This window comes from Exiguobacterium sp. B2(2022) (assembly GCF_028823655.1).
Classification (GTDB): domain Bacteria; phylum Bacillota; class Bacilli; order Exiguobacteriales; family Exiguobacteriaceae; genus Exiguobacterium; species Exiguobacterium aestuarii_A.
In genome coordinates, this window is the sequence record NZ_JAPEHX010000018.1 from 1 (window position 1) to 20555 (window position 20555).

The following is a 20555-nucleotide window of genomic DNA, read 5'->3' on the forward strand; positions in this document are numbered from 1 at the left end:
GTCTGCGACCGCTTTAATCGTCATGTCTTTTCCACCCATATAGGCAGGCTTATCCGGTTTCGTGTTATGGAGCACTTCGATGTCGTAACCGAGTTCGCGTGCCTCCTTCTCGGAAAGACCTGTCTGCGCCACCGCAAGTCCGAATACTTTGAAGATACCCGTACCGAGGATGCCGCGATGCTCGAGATGCCCACCAGTGATTACGTCCCCAGCGGTCCGCCCCATCTTGTTCGCTGTCGAACCGAGCGGGCGCCAGATCGGTTTTCCTGTCACGATGGAGAAGCTCTCCGCGACGTCTCCAGCCGCATACACGTCCGGGATGTTCGTCTCCATACGTTCATTGACGGCAATCGCTCCCGTCTCACCTAGTTCCACTCCCATGTTCATGGCAAGTTCGACGTTCGGACGGACCCCGACCGATAAGATGACGAAGTCAGTCTCGATCGTCTTGCCGCTCTCTGTGACGACACGTTCCACATGTCCATCACCGACAAGTTCCGTCACCGTCTCCCCAAGCATGAGTTCGATTCCGTTCTTCTCGAGGTGTTCCTCGACGCGGCACGCCATGTCTTTATCGAGTGGTGGCATCACCTGCGGCACGCGCTCGATGATTGTCACGTCCACACCGCGTAGCTTCAACTGTTCGGCCATCTCCAAACCGATGAAGCCGGCACCGATGATGGTCGCATGTTTCGGGCTCGTCGAGTCGACGAACGAACGTGTCGCCTCTGCGTGCTGAATGTTTCGAATCGGGAAGACGTTATCCGATTTCACACCCGGAATCGGAGGAATGATGCTCGTCGCCCCTGTCGCAAGGACGAGGATGTCATAGGAGTCCGTGAACGTGTCGCCCGTCTCTAAGTTTTCCACTGTCACCGTCTTCGCGTCCTTGTCGACTGTCGTCACGTTATGACGTGTCATGACATCGATGTTGTAGCGTTTCTTGAAGAACGCCGCGTCACGAGGTGTCAAATCGTCACGTGACTCCACTTCTCCGCCGACGTAGTACGGAATGCCGCAACCTGAGTACGAGATATCATAATCCCTGTCGTAAATCGTAATCTGGGCGTTCTCGTTATTCCGACGTGCTTTCGCTGCGACCGATGTCCCGGCAGCAACGGATCCAATGATGACTAATTTCATATAACTCACTCCTTAATAAAGTAATAAGCTGATATAGAGGCCGAGCAATGTGATGGCCAGTGTCGGAATCGTCAAGATGATCCCGACTTTGAAATACTCACCCCATCCGATTTTGAGGCCTTTCGTGCGGAGCACGTGGAGCCAAAGGAGCGTCGCAAGCGACCCAATCGGGGTGATCTTTGGTCCAAGGTCGGACCCGATGACGTTCGCATAGATTAACGCTTCCCGAATCTGACCGGTCGTATTCGTCAAGTCGATGGCGAGCGCATCAATCATGACGGTCGGCATGTTGTTCATGACCGATGACAAGATGGCAGCCAAGAATCCCATCCCGAACGTCGCACTAAATGCATTTACTGCGAACCAATCAATGAAATTGGCAAGTACTTGTGTCAGTCCTGCGTTTTGTAAACCGTAGACAACGATATACATCCCAAGCGAGAAGAAAACAATCGCCCATGGTGCACCTTTCACGACTTGAGCCGTCTCTACCGCAGATGACCGATTCGCCATCACGAGGAAGAACAAGGCGATGACACCGGCAACAAGTGAGACCGGGATTCCGAGTAAGTCACTTGTGAAGTAACCGATAACTAGAAAAGCGAGTACGACCCACGATAAGCGGAACATCGTATGGTCTTTGATGACCGACGCCGGTTCGGCCAACTGAGACGCGTCATATTGTTTCGGGATGTCTTTTTTGAAATAGAGATACAAGACGAGCAGACTACCTGCGACTGCGAACACGTTGACGAATACCATCCGCGCCGCATACTCGGCAAACCCGATACCAAAGAAGTCAGCCGAGACGATATTGACCAAGTTCGAGACGATGAACGGAAGACTTGCTGTGTCGGCGATGAAGCCGGATGCCATCACATACGCCAATACGACCGCGTCCGGCAGTTTAAGTGCCCGCACCATCGCTAAAACGATTGGCGTCAAAATGAGTGCGGCCCCGTCGTTTGCGAACAATGCCGCGACGAGCGCGCCGAGTAAGGTGATATAGACGAATAGCTTCACCCCACCGCCTTTAGCGATTCGTGCCATATGTAAAGCGGCCCATTCAAAAAATCCAATCTCATCTAAAATGAGTGAGATCAAAATCACGGCGATGAACGTGAATGTCGCGTTCCAGATGATGCCCCATACCGTTCCGACGTCATCGAGGTTAACGACGCCTGAAAGGAGGGCGATGACTGCCATCCCCATCGCCGAGTAACCGATGCCGAGGCCTTTCGGTTGCTTGATGATGAGAAAGAGCGTCACTAAAAAAATTAGACTAGCAATCCACTGCACAATGAGTTCCTCCAATAATCTCTATTTATTTCATTAACAAGATGGTTGTAAACCGCGCAACACGAGCGTGATGCCATCTTCTGTCGATTCGACGTCGAGCGTCACGTTTTCCGCCAACGCTTCAGCTTCCTTTGCAACAGCAAACGTGAGCGTGTCGAACTGCTTCACCTCGTCTGTCTCTTCTGGTGTCGCCACGGCTAGACCGAGCGTTGGTCCACAGCAACCTGCCTCTGTGATGATGCGGACAGATTTCGTTTCATCCTCTTCAAGTGCCGTCTTCAAAAAATCGATTGCTTCGTTTGTGATGTTCATTGTATTTTCTCCTTTAATAATTGAGATAATGCCGAGTATCCAACCGGCAGTTGTTCTTGCCATGCGAGAATCGCTGGGCGTGGATTATTGTTCACACGTTCGAGCCATGTCGCCTCGCTCGCGACTTTCGATGTCAGCAGCTTGCTTGTGACGTCGAGTGGCGTAAACGATTGATTGACGACCCAAGCGAACGGTTGAATCGCTGCCCGTTGTAAGTCGGCCGTGAGACGCTCCGCTTCATATACCGGCGTCGCCTCAGGCTGTGTCGTGATGATGACGTGCGTTTGTTTCGGGTCACGCAGTTTCGGCAGTAACGTTCGGACCGCTTCCGGAACGACGCCGGTCGACCGTTCAAGTTCACGATGATAGCTCTCCGTCGCATCTAATAACAAAAGTGTATGCCCAGTTGGAGCTGTATCGATGACGACGAAGCGGTCTCTCGCTTTCGCCACTTGATCAGCAAAGGCTCGGAAGACGGCAATCTCTTCCGTGCACGGTGAGCGCAAGTCCTCTTCGAGCATCATGCGCTGCTCTTCGTTCATGTCCCCTGCTTCACGGAACACATCCGTCCGATACTTCTCAATCTCGGCTTTCGGGTCAATGGCATCGACGGTGAACGTATCTGAAACGTCTGCGCCAATTGTGAGTTCGACATGAGCGGCCGGGTCTGTTGTCGTCAAATGGACGGCATGCCCTCGTTCGTGAAGCGCGACAGCAAGAAGCGAGGCGAGTGTCGTCTTCCCGACGCCACCTTTCCCCATCGTCATGATCACGCTCGGACCGTCCGCCTCCATTTCGTCGACGAGTTGATCGATTGATCCGTAACGACTCGTGTCATAGCATGCATCCGAGATCACGACCGACTCCCCGCCCACAAAACGCTGGAGCGCCGAAACCCCGACGAGATTCTCGTACGCATACGGGAGCGTAAACGTCTCGAGGTCGACGATTCCATGCGGGAGATCGTCGAGTGCTTGTTGTTGGCGTTCGATGAACCGCTTCGTGTAACGGTCTGTCCCTTCACCTGAGTCGACGACACCGTTGATGATGAGTTGCATTCGCTCGATGCCGATGGCGCGAAGTTCTGTCGCGGCTCGCGCCGCTTCGACGAGTGTCGACTTCTCAGGACGAGCGACGAGCAATAACGTCGTCTCGTTTTCATCGATGAGCGTCTCGACGGCTCGTTTGTACTGCACTTGCTTATCCGCGAGACCAGCCAGTGGTCCGAGACAAGACGCACCCGTCGTATTCGTCTCTAAAAACTCATCCCATGCGCTCGGTAAGGTCAGTAACCGGAGCGTATGCCCAGTCGGTGCCGTATCAAAGATGACATGGTCGTATCGTTCTCGTGCCGCCTCGGACGTCAACAGCTCCGTGAACTGGTCGAACGCCGCAATCTCGACCGTACAGGCGCCAGATAACTGTTCTTCCATCGATTGGATCGCAACGTCCGGTAAAACGCCCCGATACGGACCGACCATGCGTTCCATATACTGCTTTGCCGCCTGTTCCGGGTCAAAGTTGGCAATCGCGAGCGTCATTCCTGCGACGAGACGAGGTGTCTCATCGAGCTCCATCTCAAACACGTCTTGTAGATTACTTGCCGGGTCGGTCGAGACGAGTAAAATCTGTTTTCCACGATTGGCGAGCGTCAAGGCGAGACTCGATGCCGTCGACGTCTTCCCGACGCCACCTTTTCCGGTCAAAAACACATAACGGGTCGGTTCAATCGTCTGAAAATCAAATGGCTTCACTGTGAGCAACTCCTTATTTTTTGAGTGAGATTCGAACTTTCGGCTTTTCTCCGTCCTGTTTCGCGAATGCGGCAATCGGTAATCCCGTCAACTCCGCCATCTCTTCATTCGACAAATAAGCGCCTCTTTTCACAATTTCTCCGTCGACGAGCGTCATCGGGAGCACGTCGAGCCCCTTCATGATTTCGGCTTGGACGATGGCATTCTCGACGAATCGGTTCGGTTCCGATGCGAGATTATAGCGCGACACATCAAAGCCGCGTTGTTGTAACACGTAATGGATAGTCGCCACCCTTGTCAGTTCCGGGTCGATGGACGGTCCACACAATCCGGTCGGACAACACATGGCTGGTTCAAACACTTCAAGTTTCATCTTCATCTCTCCTTAAACTGCACAATTCGGCTCGCAATCACAGCTCGGCTTATTCGTCTCTAAATTCGCTAACAAATCAGTGACGAGCGGATAAAACGGACTCGTCTCGTTCAACCGATAATGGATCCACTGTTTGTCCCGACGCTCGAGCAAGAGCCCCGCCTGGCGTAACATCTTCAAATGGCGACTGATTGCCGGTTGCGAAATATCGAAACAATCGACGAAACTACAGGCGCACTGTTCGCCTGCTTCCATCTGTTTCATCATAGTCAATCGGGTCGGGTCACCGAGCACTTTGAGAACTTTACTTAATTCTTCTACGGTGTACATCTTCATGACACTCCCTTGTATAACAAATTTGTTATATAACGTATCCGTTATGAAATTACCACATTTTTTACCTGCATTCAATTGTCTTTTCAAAAAAAATCCGTTATGATGAAACACGTTGTGAAAACATGTAACGTCAGAACATTTTCTCTCATATAATGCGACGTTTGATCTTCGTGAGACTCGAAGGTCAAAGTCAAAATAAAAAGAGAGGTGTGTTCTTCTTGGAAAAAATGAATACAATCAAACAAGATTGGCTCGGTAATGTCCGAGCAGACCTCCTTGCGGGAATTGTCGTCGCGCTCGCCCTCATCCCTGAGGCGATTGCGTTCTCCCTCATTGCTGGCGTCAATCCGATGGTCGGGCTTTATGCTTCGTTCATCATCGCCATGGTCATTTCAATCGCGGGCGGCCGTCCTGCGATGATTTCGGCTGCCACCGGTGCGATGGCACTCGTCGTCGTCTCGCTCGTTGCCGACCACGGCCTTCAATATTTGCTCGCTGCCGGTATTTTAACGGGGATCATTCAAATCGTCCTCGGTTATCTCGGCATCGCCCGTTTAATGAAGTTCATCCCGCGTGCCGTCATGGTCGGATTCGTCAACGCGCTTGCGATTTTGATCTTCCAGGCACAGTTATCAAACTTTGAAGGCGAGAGCTGGATTATCTGGGCAATCGTCGCGGCGTCACTCGCCATTATCTTTTTGTTCCCGCGAGTCACGAAATTGATCCCTGCCCCGCTCGTCGCCATCGTCGTCATGACGATTTTAGCTATCACCCTCGGTCTCGATACGAAAAATATCGGAGACATGGGAACAATCTCAGCAACACTCCCGGAATTTTTATTCCCGAACGTCCCGTTGACGTTTGAGACGTTGTCGATCATTCTTCCTTACTCGATTTCCCTCGCATTTGTCGGATTGATCGAGTCGCTCTTGACGGCCCAAATCGTTGATGACATGACAGGCACGGACTCGAATAAGAACCGTGAATCTCGTGGCCAAGGGATCTCAAACATCATCGCCGGGTTCTTCGGTGGGATGCCAGGATGTGCAATGATCGGGCAATCGGTCATCAACGTCTCCTCTGGTGCGCGTGGACGTCTCTCGACATTCACGGCCGGACTCGCGTTATTCATCATGATCATGACTATGAGCGACATCTTGATGCTCATCCCTGTCGGCGCGCTCGTTGGTGTCATGTTCTTCGTGTCGTATGCGACATTTGACTGGGGCTCGCTCAAAGCAATGCGGACCGCTCAAAAGTCAGACACAGTCGTCATGCTCGTCACCGTACTCGTCACGGTCATTACCCACGACTTATCACTCGGTGTGTTTGCTGGTATTTTGACAGCAGCGATTCTCTTCGCCGCGAAAATCTCAAAAGTCGAGCTCGACCGCAATATCGATGCCGACCAGGCTCGATATATCGTGAACGGACAATTGTTCTTCGCCTCGACGTCTGAATTCGTCAACCAGTTTGATGTGACAGAAGACGTGGATGCAGGTGTCAAACAGGTCACCATCGATTTTGCGAATACGCATCTTTGGGATGACTCGGCCATCGGCGCCATCGATAAGGTCGTCTTCAAATACCGTGAAGTCGGAATTGAACCTGAACTTCTCAATTTGAATAAAGACTCTGAAAAACTGCTCAACACGCTCGCGCTTCATTTGAAGCAACAAGACGCGAACGCAGGACATTGATTCGGCATTCCCCCGCTTCACCAAATCACCTATACTATATGTAGAACGTGCGAAAGAGGAGGAGTTTTCATGGGAAAGGTATTTTTAGCGGCAGATGGTTCTGCCCACTCGAAACGTGCGCTTGAAAAGGCGATTCAACTCGCAAAGGCGTCCAATGCGTCGATTGACATCGTCCATGTCATCAGTGCGAAAGAATCAAAAGAGGCCGCCCTCAACTCGACGGGTAAAATCGACTTGGAAACAAAACGGAAGCAGATGCTCAAACCGTTATTCGATTTGACGGAAGCAGAAGGCATCCCTTACGAGTATATCGAACTTCGTGGTGAACCGGACGTTGAGCTCGTCAAATATGCGAACCACGAACCGTACGAATATGTCGTCGTCGGATCGCGTGGATTGAACACGTTCCAAGAGTTCGTGCTCGGTAGCGTCAGTCATAAACTCGCCAAACGTGCACTCGCTCCTGTCATCATCGTCAAATGATTCGTCTTCCCCGTCTCTTCGTGAGATGGGGATTTTTTGTGTCTCATACAGGGGACGCCCTGTTCGTGTAGAATGTGTAAGGACAGTCTAATTACTGAAGGAGGTTCTCGCTATGGATATCGCAAACGACCCGAATACACTTTTTCTCATCCTGTTACCTGTACTCATCCTGCAACTGATCTTACTCGTCGTCGCTTTGATTGACTTGTTCAAACGGGACATGACGAACGGCCCGAAATGGGTATGGCTCCTCGTCATCGTTTTCATCAACATTCTCGGCCCAATCATCTACTTCTTATGGGGACGGACGCCGCGATGAAAGTCACACAGTTAACCAAACGATTCGGCTCCTTCACGGCACTCGATGATGTCAGCTTTGAACTGCGCCCAGGATGTACCTCGTTACTCGGAGAAAATGGAGCCGGGAAGACAACGTTGTTGAACTTGCTCGCCCGAGTCACAGACCCGACGAGTGGAGACATGAGCGGACATGACCAGATTCGGGTTGGCTATTTGCCACAACGTCCCGCCCTCTATCCATCCCTCACGCCAGTCGAGACGATTCGCTACGCTGCTGAATTGACGGGTACGAAACATGTCGATTCAATCAAACTGTTAAAGCGCGTCGGTCTTGAGCCTGTCGACCGTTCGACCTCGAACTTATCGGGCGGGATGCGTCAGCGTCTAGGCATCGCCCAGGCACTCGTCCATGACCCTGAATTACTGTTACTCGACGAGCCGGTCTCAGCTTTAGATCCACGCGGTCGACGGGAAGTGCTCGACTTGTTGAGCGACTTGAAACGAGAGCGAATGATTCTCTATTCGACACACGTCCTCCCGGATGCTGAAGAAGCGAGCGACTGGGTGCTCTTGCTTCGACAAGGTAAACTACTGCTGGAAGGCACGGTGACCGACTTGCTCGGAGCGAAATCCACGATTGAATTACGTCTCTTCGACGACCCGACGAGCGGGACAGATTGGGAAACGTTAGCCGGTGTGCGTCGTGTGACGAAAAATGGCTCGACGTGGACGTTCGAATCGACGGACCGGGATATCGCTGAACGTGCAATCTTGAACCGAATCCTTGAACTGAACGTCACCGTTCAATCGTTACACGTCGGGCATCCGTCACTCGAGTCCTTGTTCTTGGAGGTGAACGCCTGATGCGCACGGCAATCTTTAAACAAGAATGGCGGGAGTCGTGGGTGAACAAGCGACTTATCTGGATTCCGATCGCTCTCATGCTCCTCGCCTCCATGCAGCCGCTCACGCTTTATTTCTTACCCGATATTCTCGCATCCGGTGGGAACTTACCGGACGGTGCCGTCATTGAAATTCCGACACCGACACCGGAAGAAGTATTGATTTCTGTCAGCGAACAGCTTCGCCAAATCGGGCTCCTCGTCGTCTTATTGTCGGCGATGCATACGTTCAGCCATGAACGGACGAACGGGACCCTCGCCTGGCTCAAGTCGTTACAAATCCCGACGTCACGCATCGTCGTCAGTAAATGGGGACATTACGCCCTACTAAGCGTCGGCAGCATCTTGCTCGCACAAACGGCAGCCGCCTATTATACGGTCATTTTGTTCGACGCATTCGATTGGCTCGACTTTCTCATATCGACCACACTCCTCATCTGTCATTTCGTTGTTCAGTTATCGATTTTCTTCCTTATCGCCGCGATGTTGGAAAGTGGTGTCGTCGCGGTCGTGTTGACGCTCGGCCTCCATTTCGTCATGTCGCTCCTCATCGGTTGGGTCGACCTCGATTGGATGCCTTGGATGCTCGGTCCGCTTTCGAGCGAAGTGCTCCTGACAGAAGTAGACCTCATGTGGCCGCTCGTGACCGGAATGTTCGTCGTCAGCCTCTCGCTTTATGTGGCGTCGAAGCGCCTTCGGTTTATGAGTCATTCGGCGTAAACGTCTGATCCTTCAATTTAGAATAAGATGACCTTCCTCAGAAACTATTATTTGTAACGAAATGGTAAACTGAAACGATTCATTGTTCTTGTACAATAGAAGTCATCCAATGAATAAAGGAGTTTATCCATTTGAAAAAAATCATGACTGCCTTTCTCTTGACCTTCATCATGTCGCTATCGGCAACGTTGTCGCAACAATCCATCGTTGCACATGCGTATACGGAAGTATCGGTCAATACGAAAGGGTATGTGACGAATATTAGTAAATTATACTCGCGCCCCACACCATCGCTCGGTGCCCCACGACTGAATGCCATTCCTCGTGACGGCTCGATGCACGTACGCACCACCTTTTTTGTGAATGGAGAGCGTTGGTACAAGATTCAATGGGGCAGCGGGTACGCCTATGTACCAGGAGACTATGTGCGTCTATCTACAGCGGAAGTTTCATTCACGACCCCGACCTACGTCAAACCTTCGAGCGTGTACGTGAAGTCTGCACCGCTGACGACTTCGTCGAATGTCAAATTTTTACGTCAAGGCACGGCACTCGAAACGATCTCGTATCGCTATACGGGAACGTCTCGATGGTATAAAGTCCGTTACGGCTCATACGTCGGGTATCTCCAAGCCAAGCATGTCAGCTTCACGTCGCCAGTCAACGTGTTAACAGAGACGAATCAAGAACGACAAGCAACCGGCTTATCGCTACTCGCCGCTTCGAACGAAGCAAACCGTGTCGCACAAGTCCGAGCGGATGAAATGGCTAGGACAGGTCAGTTCTCCCATACGTTGAAGGAGAACGGTACGCCTGGTGATACATTACGTGCCTATGGCGTGTCGTACCGGGGATGGGGAGAAAACATTTACAAAGGCTCGAGCGACCCGGTCCGGGCGGTGGACGCCTGGATGAACAGCAGCGGTCACCGTGCCAACATCTTGAACGCGAACTATACACATCTCGGGATTGGGAAAGCGACCGATGCCCAAGGGTCGACCATTCACGTTCAAATCTTTTTGACGAAATAATCAATGGGAACCAGTCACGTCGGTGGCTGGTTTTTTGGCACAAAAAAGAGCGGGTCTGCACCCGCTCCACCTCTTATCTATTCATACCTCATGCTCTTTCACAAGCACACGAAAACGCGGTCGGACAGTCAATTCGATTGACGTCACGGTCCGCTTCCGGTCTTCCGCGAGAACGATCAACAGCTCCGCATGGTCACGTCGGTCCTCTAAGATTTCGACCTTACTGACGGTCCGAAGCAATTGGTAGTAAAGAAGTTCCCCGTCCCGGTCTTTCACATTGATTTCAAACTCGTGATAGCTCGGCGAAATTTTAAAGTAGAACGTCTCCTCTTTATTGGTGAATCGAAAAATCGACTCGTCATAATAAAACGGTAACGTCGAATCCATCCGTTTCGGTTCGACTGTACAAAATGCAGACAGTACGATTTCGTCCGGGAATAACGCCCCCTCATGTTTATTGAATTGCCACCCTTTCATCCCAATCCCTCATTTCAACACAATAATTATCTGAATAATTAGATTATTGCACATTTTCATGAATCCGGACAGGTATATTCGTGACAATTCACGAACACCTTTATGTAGAATGATGAGTCTTTCACATGAGAAAGGAGTACATCTATGTCGATCATCTCGCTCGATCATGTCACGAAACGGTTCGGGGACACAGTCGCCTTGAACGACCTTAGTCTGAACGTCGAAAAAGGCGAGCTGTTCGGTCTTCTTGGTCCGAACGGTGCCGGTAAGACGACGGCCATTTCCGTCATGTTGAATCTATACGAGGCGGATTCGGGATCCATTCACATCTTTGGACAATCGATGCTAAAGGACGAACTGTCCATCAAGCGACGCGTCGGGATCGTCCCGCAACACGTCTCCGTCTATGACCAACTGACCGTATATGAAAACATTCAATTCTTCGCTGAATTATACGGATTCAGTCCAAAAGAAGCGCGACAAAAGACCGAGGCCGCGATTGCGTTCGTCGAACTTGATGCCCATCAAAAGAAACGCCCACCAGAACTGTCCGGCGGTCTTCTCCGCCGCCTCAACATCGCATGCGGAATAGTTCATGAACCAGAACTCATCTTTATGGATGAACCGACCGTCGCCATCGACCCGCAATCACGGAACACGATTTTAGAGAATATTCGTGAACTAAACCGTCGTGGTGCCACCATCATCTATACGTCACACTACATGGAAGAGGTCGAGCTGCTCTGCGACCGCATCGCCATCGTCGACGAAGGAAAAATCATCGCCGAAGGGACACAAGATGAGCTGAAAGACCGCGTCATGACGCTCGAGACAGCCCGCATCAAAGTTGATGCGCTCACCCCGAACCTGCTCGAACGGCTCGATGCACTCGACCACGTCCAAAAAGTGCAATATGAGGAACCGTATATCGAAGTGTCGCTCGATAAAGATACGCCGCTCGCCCCGCTCCTGGATACGCTTCATCAGGAACATGTTCACTTCACGTCCATCACGGTCGACCGTCCTTCCCTCAATACCGTCTTTTTGGCATTGACCGGGAAGACGCTCCGGGAATAGGAGGTCCTTTCATGTGGACATTTATCAAATATGATGTGAAACAGCGGCTCCGAGATCGTGCGACACTTTTTTGGATGCTCCTCTTCCCGCTCATCCTCATCTTCGGACTCGGGACGATGCTATCGGCCGTCTTCAGTGACACGTTCGAACTCCCCGTCACGAACGTCGCGTACGTCGAAGCATCGACCGACCAGTATCGAGAACCGCTTGAGAACTTTTTGAACGACGAAGACATTCAGGCGTTTATCCGTCTCGTCCCTTATGAAGACATTGCGTCAGCCGAGCAAGGCGTGAACGACGGGGATGCCGACGTCATCTTACGACTCGATGGCAGTGACATCACGCTGCTATACGAAGAGCCGACGACCGTCGAGTTTGACGTCCTTGAAGCCATTCTCGGTCAGTATACGGCAATCGCCAATCAACAGATCACGCTCGCAGAGTCCGGTTTATCAGCACCCTACGAGAATGAGGCATGGCTTGATACAGAAAGCGTCGATTTAGCGGGACGGACCCCGACGTCGCTCGAATATTTCACCGTCACCATCTCCATCATGACTGCTCTGTTCGGGTCGTTTTATATCACGGCGATGGCACGGGAAGAACAGCCGAACATCGGCAGCTATCTACGGATTCAAGCCGCTCCTGTCCGAACAATCCAATATCGGCTCGCGCGGACGTTCAGCCGCTACGTCATCATTTTGCTTCAGCTCATCTTGTTGTTCTGGTTCAGCCATTTCGTTTATCGGACGTTTGATTTGGCAAATGTCCAGTTCGGTTATTTGATTCTCGCTTGGCTCGCCTTGACCGCGTATGGGGTCGCCATCGGCTTTGTCATCGTCAACCTGCCGAAGTTGAGTACGACGACGAAAGATGCGGTCGTCAACGGCTTCGTTGCCATCATCATGATCTTATCAGGGGGCTACGTTCCCGGATTCGATCAAGTGACGCTCAACTATGCGCCATGGGCCGCGTATGTGTTCATGCCGATTTTCATGCGCGACGGGATGCTGGCCGTCATGCTTCGGGGAGGCGACATGAGCGTCTATTGGGAAAGCCTCGGTTTACTCGGGGTCCATCTGCTGATCTTCATCGTACTCAGCTATCTTCTGTCGAAAGGGGTGAGACGCTATGGTACTCATTAGGCACGTCGCCAAACGGATGCTCCGAAAGAAAGGGCTCTGGGTATTCACGTTTGTCTCGATGTTCGGGTTTGCGCTCATCCTCTCCTTCGTAGGGGGGACGTCGAGTCTCAATGCGTCGATTGGCATTGTCGATGAGGACGGGGATATTCTCGCCGAGCGCCTCATCGAAGAAGCCGAACGTTTCGGTCGCGTCACCATGCTTGAGACGAGTGGCGAAGATGTCTTGTTAGAAGGAGAAGACATCGTGCTTCTCATTCCTGAAGGTTTTACAGAGCAATCGTTCAACGGCGATATGCCTCGTCTCTCGTTCTCCGCAATTGCCGGCAGTGACGCTTCTTTAGTCGAACAGGCATTGAACGGTCACTTGTCACGTGAACGCCAGCTTCTTGAGGCGAGTGAATATGACGAAGCCACATTCACCCAACTCGCGACCGAGGAGACAGATAACGGATACACGCTCTCTAGTGAACCGTTCCAAGAGAGCGTCGCGACGACCGCACGCACACAAGCGTTTTTCGGTCTCTTGTCGTTCATCATGATGTCGACGTTCCTCCAGTTCATCCCGATGTTTGTCGCGGATGACCGGGACGAGAAGATTTATGCCCGCCTGTTCGCCTCACCGGTGTCACCACGGCGGTATTTCGCATCACTTCTTCTCGCCTTCTATCTCGTCGGCTTCGTCTATGTCATGCTGTTGATTGGCGTGAGTCTCGCGCTTTACGGCCAAGACGTGTGGACCCATCTCCCGACCGTCTTCGCCTTGTTCTCGGCCTATCTGCTCGTCTGTCTGGCATTTGGTGGCCTCATCGCGGTATTTGCGACGAATCGAGAGAAGGCGAACATCTTTCAAATATCGGTCACGATGGCATCCGCCATTACCGGAGGCGCGTTCATCAGTCTGCTTTGGTTACCAGATTCATTGAAACTCGTCGGACGCTTCCTACCGACCTATTGGCTAAATAACGGGGTCATCACGATGTACGAAGGACAGTTTCCGTTCCTCTCCATCCTCGTCATGATCGGCATGACCGCCGTCGTCTTCTTGTTGACGGTTCTCGTCTTGAAGAAGCGTCCACTCACCGTTTGAAAAAGCGAGTCCTCCCAAAATAAGAGAGGACTCGCTTGTTTATTGCTGCAGTGTTGGAACGACTTTTTCAAAGAAGACATCGACGAGTGTCGGGTCGAACTGCTTGCCCGCCTCTTGTTGAATGATGGCAAGCGCCTCATCAATCGACTTCGCCTGTCGATAAGGACGACCTGTCACCATGACATCGAACGTGTCGGCAATCGAGATGATACGGGAAGCGAGCGGGATTTCGTATTCACTCATCCCTTTCGGGTATCCTTTCCCGTCCCATCGTTCATGATGTGCCAAGACGATCTCAGACAAGGCGACATATTCAGGAACCGTACTTAAAATATTGTAACTGACCTCAGGATGTCGTTTGATTTCACGCCATTCGGGTTCAGTCAAGGCACCTGGCTTATCTAAAATATCGTTACTGATCGCTACTTTTCCGATGTCATGCAAGATGGCGGCCGTTCGAATCTCATTCACTTCGGCGCTTGTGAAGCCCATCGCTTCTGCGAGCTTCCCAGACAAATTCGCGACACGCTGGGAGTGCGCCTCTTCACGGGGAATCTTTTCATACAGCGTCCGCATGATCAGTTGAATCGAGTGATGGCGACGGCTTTGTTTCTCGGATACTTTATGATGGTACATCCGGTCTTCCGCTAAATTGAAGACGTCCGTCAATCCGATGGACACGTCATGCTTGACTGCCTCACCGAACGAGGCGGAAATCGGGAGTCCTTCTACCGTTTGTCCGAGGAAGAGGCGGCTCAAACGATCAGACAAATGCTTCGCCTCGTCAAGTGTCGTGTTCGGCGAGATGACGACGAACTCATCTCCACCGATACGTGCCACTTCATCTTTCGCTCGCAACTCATTCCGTAAAATATTCGACGCTTCGACGAGCAGCCGGTCTCCGATCAAGTGTCCGAACGCATCGTTCGTCAACTTCAGTCCATTAATATCGATGACGATCAGTGACAACGGATAGAATGCATCGTCGTCATAACGTTCTAGTGCTTCTTCAAAGTACCGACGATTTTTTACCCCTGTCAACTGGTCGTGATAGCTTAAATACTCGATTTCTTTCTCGTACTTTTTCTTCTCAGTGACGTCACCAATATATCCGTGCCAGAGGACATGACCGTCAGCAATCTTCTCTGGGCGGGACGACCCTAAAATCCAAATCGTTCGTCCATCCTCGGCTAATACTCGAAACTCCGCGTCCCATATCGTCAAGTTCCGATACGATTCATCAATCGACTGCATGACGTGAGGATAGTCATCGGGATGCATCCGTCGGAAAACGAGTCCGGCATCTGCCTGCACTTCTTCCGCAGAGATTCCTAACATGTCTTCAAAGCCGCGACTGAAGAATGGGAAGTTGAAGCTACCATCCGGCAACAACTCGAACTGATAGATGGCTCCCGGAATTTGATCAGACAGTTTCGTCAACAAACGGTCTCGCTCGGCCAATTTTTCTTCCAACTGAACGCGATCCGTTACATCTTTCGCGACGGCGTAAATGTAGTTTCCTTGAAGCTTACAGTGCCATTCGATCGAGCGATAGGTGTCATCAATCGTTTGGAAGCGATTGACGAAACGGAACAGTTCTCCTCGTTCCTCGAGTTCTGCGAAGGCAGCTTCTGTGATGCCATCGTCGTCTGGGTGAATCAAGCTAAGAAAGTCCATATTTTCGAGTTCGTCAATCGAATATCCGAGCACCCGCTCCCACGTATCGTTCAAATGTAAGATTTGACGCGTATTGAGCGCCATGATGCACTCCAAATCAAGTGTCGCAAACCCATCGAACATCGACTTCTTCGTCTCACCGACTTGGTGATCCGCTTTGACTAACTGCTCGAGCACGTGGACAAGATACAACTCGACAAGTCCAAGTCGATTCGCGACATCTCCTTCGTTCATAATAATGGTCAAGTCGCCATAGAGAACTCCGTTTTTCTCGATTTTAAAGAGAACGACCTCGCCGAGTGAAAAGATGCGAAGTAAGTTTTTGACGAGCCGTTTCGGTAGCGTCCCATCAATCAACGGATCAATCCCATCGAAGACGAGTGGATTCGATTGACTGAATAGTTCCCGTCGTTGGTCGGTCATCGGCCACTTCTTCCCTACCGGATGAAACCCTAACACATCGAGGCTTCGTTCTAACATCTCGTCCATGCCGGACAACGCGACCGTCGTATATGACTCCCCATCGCTTTCCATCAAATTGAGCGCGACCGCTTTCGCCCCAGTGAAATCACGAATCTGGTCAAGAAACTGTTGGTTCATCAATAAGTCGCTTCCCGTTGAAACAAAACGATGCGATACGTTCACGAGCTGTTTCAAGGCATTGTTTTCCTGTACATGTCGCGTGATGTCATGGAACATGACGGAGACAAAGCCTTTTCGTTCGCTGAAAACGGACATTTCGAACCATGATTTGTTACGGCGAGAGAAGTGTTCAAACGTCACCGTACCGCCATCACTGACGACCCGTGCCACTTGAATCATCCACTCCCGCTCGCTATATTCAAAATCCTTGAGTGCCGTCGACACTTTCTGTCCGATAAAATGTTTTCGTTTTCCCTTCATCATCTTCTCGAAGGCCGCGTTCACTTCAAAGAATTCATAGTCAATCGGCTCCGAAGCGTCGTCGTAAATCACTTTAAACTCGACGTAGCCTTGGGGCATATGGCGTAACAATGTAGCGTATGAAGAATGAATGGGGTTTGTCACGTCACTTCCTCCTCAGCAATTAATCTCAACACCTAGTTTACCTCATTTGTGATTGATTCCCTATTTTTTCCGAACTCATTCCCTTCTTCTTGTTTTAAGTTTTCGTAAACTGCATACAGATTCCTTGTCACCTTCTCGCACATTTGTTAGACTGATTTCGAAAACCGATATCGGAATTCGATAACAAGGAGATGACACGTATGGAAGACCGCGTCCTGCGAAAGCTGTTCCTCGGATTCATTCACATTCATATTTTGCATCATGCCGCTGAACATCCGGTGTACGGGGCATGGATGGTGGATGAGCTAAGGGAGCACGGATATGAAATCAGTGCCGGTACGCTCTATCCAATTTTGCACGGAATGGAGAAGGATGGTCTCCTCGTTCGCGAAAACGAGACCGTCGACGGACACGTCCGCAAAAATTACGTGACGACCGAAAAAGGGCTATCGGTGTTACAAGAAGCCCGTCAGAAAGCTTATGAGTTATTCAAAGAAATTAAGGAGTGAAGACATGACGACACAGCGTGTGACGTTCAAGACGTTACTAGAGATTTTATTCGTTTCAACCCGGCTCGGTCTGACATCGTTCGGCGGACCGGTCGCCCACCTTGGCTATTTCCATGAGGAATATGTGAGACGGCGCAAATGGATGGATGAGAAGGCATACGCCGACCTCGTCGCCTTATGTCAATTCTTGCCCGGCCCCGCGAGTTCTCAAGTCGGGATCGGCATCGGCATCGTTCGTGGCGGGATATTAGGTGGGATCACCTCGTTCATCGGCTTCACGACCCCGTCGGTCATCGCCCTCATGTTATTTGCTTTGGTCCTATCCGGTCTCGACGTCTCTGATGCCGGTTGGTTATACGGTTTGAAAGTCGTTGCCGTCGCCATCGTCGCCCATGCGATTTTAGGCATGGCGAGTAAGCTCACACCTGATGCGAAGACGAAGACGATTGCCTTCTTCGCACTTGCCGGCGTATTGCTGTGGCAGACGACGTTCAGCCAAGTGCTTGTCATTCTCGTCGCTGCTGTCGCTGGGTTCTTGTTGTTCAAGCCAGATCGTCTCGATGCGAAATCAAGCACGTTCCCGATTTCAAAACGACTCGGTGCCGTCTTGCTGTCGGTATTCGGGGCACTTCTCATCATCTTGCCGATTTTACGGGAAACGTTTGAAAACCAGGCGATTGCCTTGTTCGATAGTTTTTATCGCGCCGGTGCGCTCGTCTTCGGTGGCGGACACGTCGTCTTGCCGCTCCTCGAGCGTGAACTCGTCCCTGCAGGTTTCTTGAGTGAAGAAGCGTTCCTTGCGGGATACGGTGCCGCCCAGGCCGTTCCGGGACCATTGTTCACGTTCGCTTCTTATCTCGGGACAGTCATCAATGGGATTCCGGGTGGGATTTTGGCGACGGTCGCCATTTTCTTACCGGCGTTCTTGCTCATCCTTGGGGCCCTCCCGTTCTGGGATGCGCTTCGTCACAACCCGAAAGTCGCTGGAGCCTTGATCGGGGTGAACGCTGCGGTCGTCGGTATTTTAATTGCGGCATTTTATAGCCCAATCTTCACAAGTACCGTCAACGGTGCGATCGACTTCGTCTTTGCCGCTTTCTTGTTCGTCATGATCGCCTACTGGAAATTACCACCTTGGGCACTTGTCATCGCCGGCGTCATCGGTGGAATGTTGATCAAAATGGTGTAATCACTAAGGGACCTTGCGTCCCTTTTTTTGTGGATTTTTTTGCTCATTTGATTGTTAATCTTTTGAAACCATTCCCTCTCGTCCACTCGTTATACTGAAGAATGGATTCTAAAAAAAGGGAAATGTCCGCTTTGACTAGAAAGGAAGTGGGGGCATGAAACCGCTTAAACATACAACGTATATGCCCGGTCTGGACGGCTTACGCACGTTCGCCGTTTTGGCTGTGATTCTATATCATTTAAACGTACCTTACATATCCGGGGGATTCCTCGGTGTCGATGTCTTCTTCGTCCTGTCCGGTTATTTGATTACCGGCATCCTCATTCGAGAGTGGACGAAAACCGGCACGATCGACTTGAAAAGATTCTATATCGCCCGTTTCCGTCGATTGCTCCCGGCGCTCGTCTTGATGTTGTCTCTCGTGATGACATACGTCACGCTCTTTGACCGCTCGTTGCTTGAGACGGTACGGCAAGATTCACTCGCCGCGCTCGCTTACGTGAACAACTGGTGGTACATCTTCCATGAAGTGTCATATTTCGAGAGCTTCGGGAAACCGTCACCACTTCAAAACTTATGGTCTCTCTCAATTGAAGAACAATTTTACGCGGTCTGGCCGCTCATTCTACTCGTCGGTCTCGCCTTCCGGAAACGGTTGCTTCAGTTGGTCGCAGCACTCTTAATCGTCTCGGCGACATGGATGGCGTTCCACTACGTTCCAGAAGCGGACCCGAGCCGTGTCTACTACGGGACGGATACCCGCCTGTTCGGTCTGCTCATGGGTGCCATGCTCGCATTCGGCTGGCGGCCAGATACGTTCAAAGCGGTCATCCCAAACATCGGACGACATATTTTGAACGTGGCTGGTGCGATCTCTCTCATCGGAATCGTCGGAATCATCGTCACGGTGAATGCGTATGACGCGTTCCTCTATTATGGGGGCTTCTTACTCGTCGCCTTCTTGTCCGCAATCTTGATTGCCGCGGTCGCCCATCCGGCGACGATCTGGTCACGCCTATTTGGAAGCGCTTGGCTTCGTGTGATCGGTACGCGAACGTACGGGATTTATTTATGGCACTATCCGGTCATCATCTTGTCGACACCGCTCGAACGACTTGGAACGTTTTCACCGCTCCTTGCGGTCGGTCAGGTCGCGCTCACGTTGTTGATTGCCGAATTGTCATATCGCTTTATTGAGACACCGATTCGTCGGAACGGATTCATCGCCTCGTTCCGTCAACTCGTCTCGACACCGACGCATCCAAGTGCCCGTTTCGCGGCTACGGCTTGCGCGACGGCACTCTCACTCGTACTCGTCGGCAACTTGACCATCTTGGCCTTCTCTGAATCGAAGCCGGCACAAGATGAGATTCCGATTGTGAAAGTACCGATGCCAAAGGAAGAGACACCTGATGTGCCGAAAGAACCTGAAACAGATGATTCGGAAGAAGCGACCACAGACGTGACGCCGCCACCAACTGAAACGCCAGAGGAAAAGAGTTGTCCACCAGCGCTCGCGATCGGTGATTCGGTCATGCTCGGATTGAACGAGTACTTGGCAGATGCGTTTCCGAACATGACCATCGATGCTGAAATCGGGCGCCAAGTCCGCGATGCCATTCCGGTCGCATCTCAGTATGCATCGTATAACGCGCCAGGTCATGTCGTCTTCCTTCATCTCGGAACGAACGGGGCGTTCAAGATGGAACAACTCGACACGCTCCTCAAACAGTTCGAGCGCGCGGACCATATTTATTTAATCAACACCCGCGTCCCTCGCCCGTGGGAGAGCGAGGTCAATGAGAAGCTCGCTCGGGCAAGCGAACTTCACGAGAACGTTTCTCTCATCGATTGGCATGGTCAATCCGTCGGGAAAGAATCTTATTTCGAGAGCGATGGCGTCCATCTGAATGTGGAAGGCGCCGAAGCGTTCGGTGAAGTCTTAAATCAAGAAATCGGCTGTCAATCAAACTAGGCTCTTGCGGATGCAAGAG

General features: G+C 51.3%; 20 protein-coding genes. 12 read left to right on the forward strand and 8 right to left on the reverse strand.

Annotated features, from left to right (window positions below):
- From ON063_RS05060 to ON063_RS05085, 6 genes are all read right to left on the reverse strand, one after another.
- The coding region (locus ON063_RS05060; RefSeq protein WP_274664439.1) for an FAD-dependent oxidoreductase at positions 1–1143 on the reverse strand (1143 nt) is incomplete at its 3' end.
- 12 nt (positions 1144–1155) lie between these two features.
- Positions 1156–2442, reverse strand: a complete 1287-nt coding sequence (locus tag ON063_RS05065) for an arsenic transporter (protein WP_274664440.1) — start codon at positions 2440–2442, stop codon at positions 1156–1158.
- 33 nt (positions 2443–2475) lie between these two features.
- On the reverse strand, positions 2476–2754 hold the full coding sequence (locus ON063_RS05070; RefSeq protein WP_274664441.1) for a Fe-S cluster assembly protein HesB: 279 nt from the start codon (positions 2752–2754) through the stop codon (positions 2476–2478).
- The gene (gene arsA, locus ON063_RS05075) at positions 2751–4508 is read right to left on the reverse strand and encodes an arsenical pump-driving ATPase (protein WP_274664442.1); all 1758 of its coding nucleotides are present in this window, start codon (positions 4506–4508) and stop codon (positions 2751–2753) included. The genes ON063_RS05070 and arsA overlap by 4 nt, the downstream gene beginning before the upstream one ends.
- A 13-nt stretch (positions 4509–4521) precedes the next feature.
- On the reverse strand, positions 4522–4881 hold the full coding sequence (gene arsD, locus ON063_RS05080) for an arsenite efflux transporter metallochaperone ArsD (protein WP_446719121.1): 360 nt from the start codon (positions 4879–4881) through the stop codon (positions 4522–4524).
- 12 nt (positions 4882–4893) lie between these two features.
- Positions 4894–5211 carry an ArsR/SmtB family transcription factor gene (locus ON063_RS05085; RefSeq protein ID WP_274664444.1) on the reverse strand — a complete coding sequence of 106 codons (318 nt, stop codon included), beginning with the start codon at positions 5209–5211 and terminating at the stop codon, positions 4894–4896.
- Between the two features lie 224 nt (positions 5212–5435).
- Here ON063_RS05085 and ON063_RS05090 point away from each other — a divergent pair, with 224 nt between their 5' ends.
- The 6 genes from ON063_RS05090 to ON063_RS05115 all read left to right on the forward strand — a co-directional run bounded on the left by ON063_RS05090 (position 5436) and on the right by ON063_RS05115 (position 10353).
- Complete coding sequence (locus tag ON063_RS05090; protein ID WP_446719122.1) at positions 5436–6917, forward strand: SulP family inorganic anion transporter; 1482 nt, start codon at positions 5436–5438, stop codon at positions 6915–6917.
- A 69-nt stretch (positions 6918–6986) separates the two neighbouring features.
- The gene (locus ON063_RS05095) at positions 6987–7400 is read left to right on the forward strand and encodes a universal stress protein (RefSeq protein WP_214693889.1); all 414 of its coding nucleotides are present in this window, start codon (positions 6987–6989) and stop codon (positions 7398–7400) included.
- 112 nt (positions 7401–7512) lie between these two features.
- Positions 7513–7719: a PLD nuclease N-terminal domain-containing protein gene (locus ON063_RS05100; RefSeq protein WP_078147432.1), complete on the forward strand. Its 207-nt coding sequence runs from the start codon at positions 7513–7515 to the stop codon at positions 7717–7719.
- A complete protein-coding gene (locus ON063_RS05105; protein WP_274664445.1) occupies positions 7716–8564 on the forward strand; it encodes an ABC transporter ATP-binding protein in 849 nt (282 codons plus the stop codon). The genes ON063_RS05100 and ON063_RS05105 overlap by 4 nt, the downstream gene beginning before the upstream one ends.
- Positions 8564–9322, forward strand: coding sequence for an ABC transporter permease (locus ON063_RS05110; protein ID WP_274664446.1), 759 nt, complete (start codon positions 8564–8566; stop codon positions 9320–9322). The genes ON063_RS05105 and ON063_RS05110 overlap by 1 nt, the downstream gene beginning before the upstream one ends.
- A 131-nt stretch (positions 9323–9453) precedes the next feature.
- Positions 9454–10353 (forward strand): CAP domain-containing protein, encoded by a 900-nt coding sequence (locus ON063_RS05115; RefSeq protein ID WP_274664447.1) that lies wholly within the window; start codon positions 9454–9456, stop codon positions 10351–10353.
- 81 nt (positions 10354–10434) lie between these two features.
- Here ON063_RS05115 and ON063_RS05120 read toward each other — a convergent pair whose 3' ends face one another.
- Positions 10435–10830: a hypothetical protein gene (locus ON063_RS05120; RefSeq protein WP_214693899.1), complete on the reverse strand. Its 396-nt coding sequence runs from the start codon at positions 10828–10830 to the stop codon at positions 10435–10437.
- A 144-nt stretch (positions 10831–10974) separates the two neighbouring features.
- On the opposite strand from ON063_RS05120, the gene ON063_RS05125 reads away from it, so the two are divergent.
- The 3 genes from ON063_RS05125 to ON063_RS05135 are packed head-to-tail and all read left to right on the forward strand — an operon-like array spanning position 10975 to position 14139.
- Entirely contained in the window at positions 10975–11907 is a 933-nt protein-coding gene (locus ON063_RS05125) for an ABC transporter ATP-binding protein (RefSeq protein WP_274664448.1), read from the forward strand.
- Between the two features lie 11 nt (positions 11908–11918).
- Positions 11919–13052 carry an ABC transporter permease gene (locus tag ON063_RS05130; RefSeq protein WP_274664449.1) on the forward strand — a complete coding sequence of 378 codons (1134 nt, stop codon included), beginning with the start codon at positions 11919–11921 and terminating at the stop codon, positions 13050–13052.
- Positions 13039–14139 carry an ABC transporter permease gene (locus ON063_RS05135; RefSeq protein WP_274664450.1) on the forward strand — a complete coding sequence of 367 codons (1101 nt, stop codon included), beginning with the start codon at positions 13039–13041 and terminating at the stop codon, positions 14137–14139. The genes ON063_RS05130 and ON063_RS05135 overlap by 14 nt, the downstream gene beginning before the upstream one ends.
- Before the next feature lie 39 nt (positions 14140–14178).
- On the opposite strand, the gene ON063_RS05140 is transcribed toward ON063_RS05135, so the two are convergent.
- A complete protein-coding gene (locus tag ON063_RS05140; protein ID WP_274664451.1) occupies positions 14179–16863 on the reverse strand; it encodes an HD domain-containing phosphohydrolase in 2685 nt (894 codons plus the stop codon).
- Between the two features lie 200 nt (positions 16864–17063).
- Between ON063_RS05140 and ON063_RS05145 the strand changes: the two genes are divergently transcribed.
- The 3 genes from ON063_RS05145 to ON063_RS05155 all read left to right on the forward strand — a co-directional run bounded on the left by ON063_RS05145 (position 17064) and on the right by ON063_RS05155 (position 20536).
- Positions 17064–17372, forward strand: coding sequence for a PadR family transcriptional regulator (locus tag ON063_RS05145; protein ID WP_074036378.1), 309 nt, complete (start codon positions 17064–17066; stop codon positions 17370–17372).
- A gap of 4 nt (positions 17373–17376) precedes the next feature.
- Complete coding sequence (gene chrA / locus ON063_RS05150; protein ID WP_274664452.1) at positions 17377–18561, forward strand: chromate efflux transporter; 1185 nt, start codon at positions 17377–17379, stop codon at positions 18559–18561.
- A 154-nt stretch (positions 18562–18715) separates the two neighbouring features.
- The gene (locus ON063_RS05155; RefSeq protein WP_274664453.1) at positions 18716–20536 is read left to right on the forward strand and encodes an acyltransferase family protein; all 1821 of its coding nucleotides are present in this window, start codon (positions 18716–18718) and stop codon (positions 20534–20536) included.
- Positions 20537–20555 lie beyond the last annotated feature (19 nt).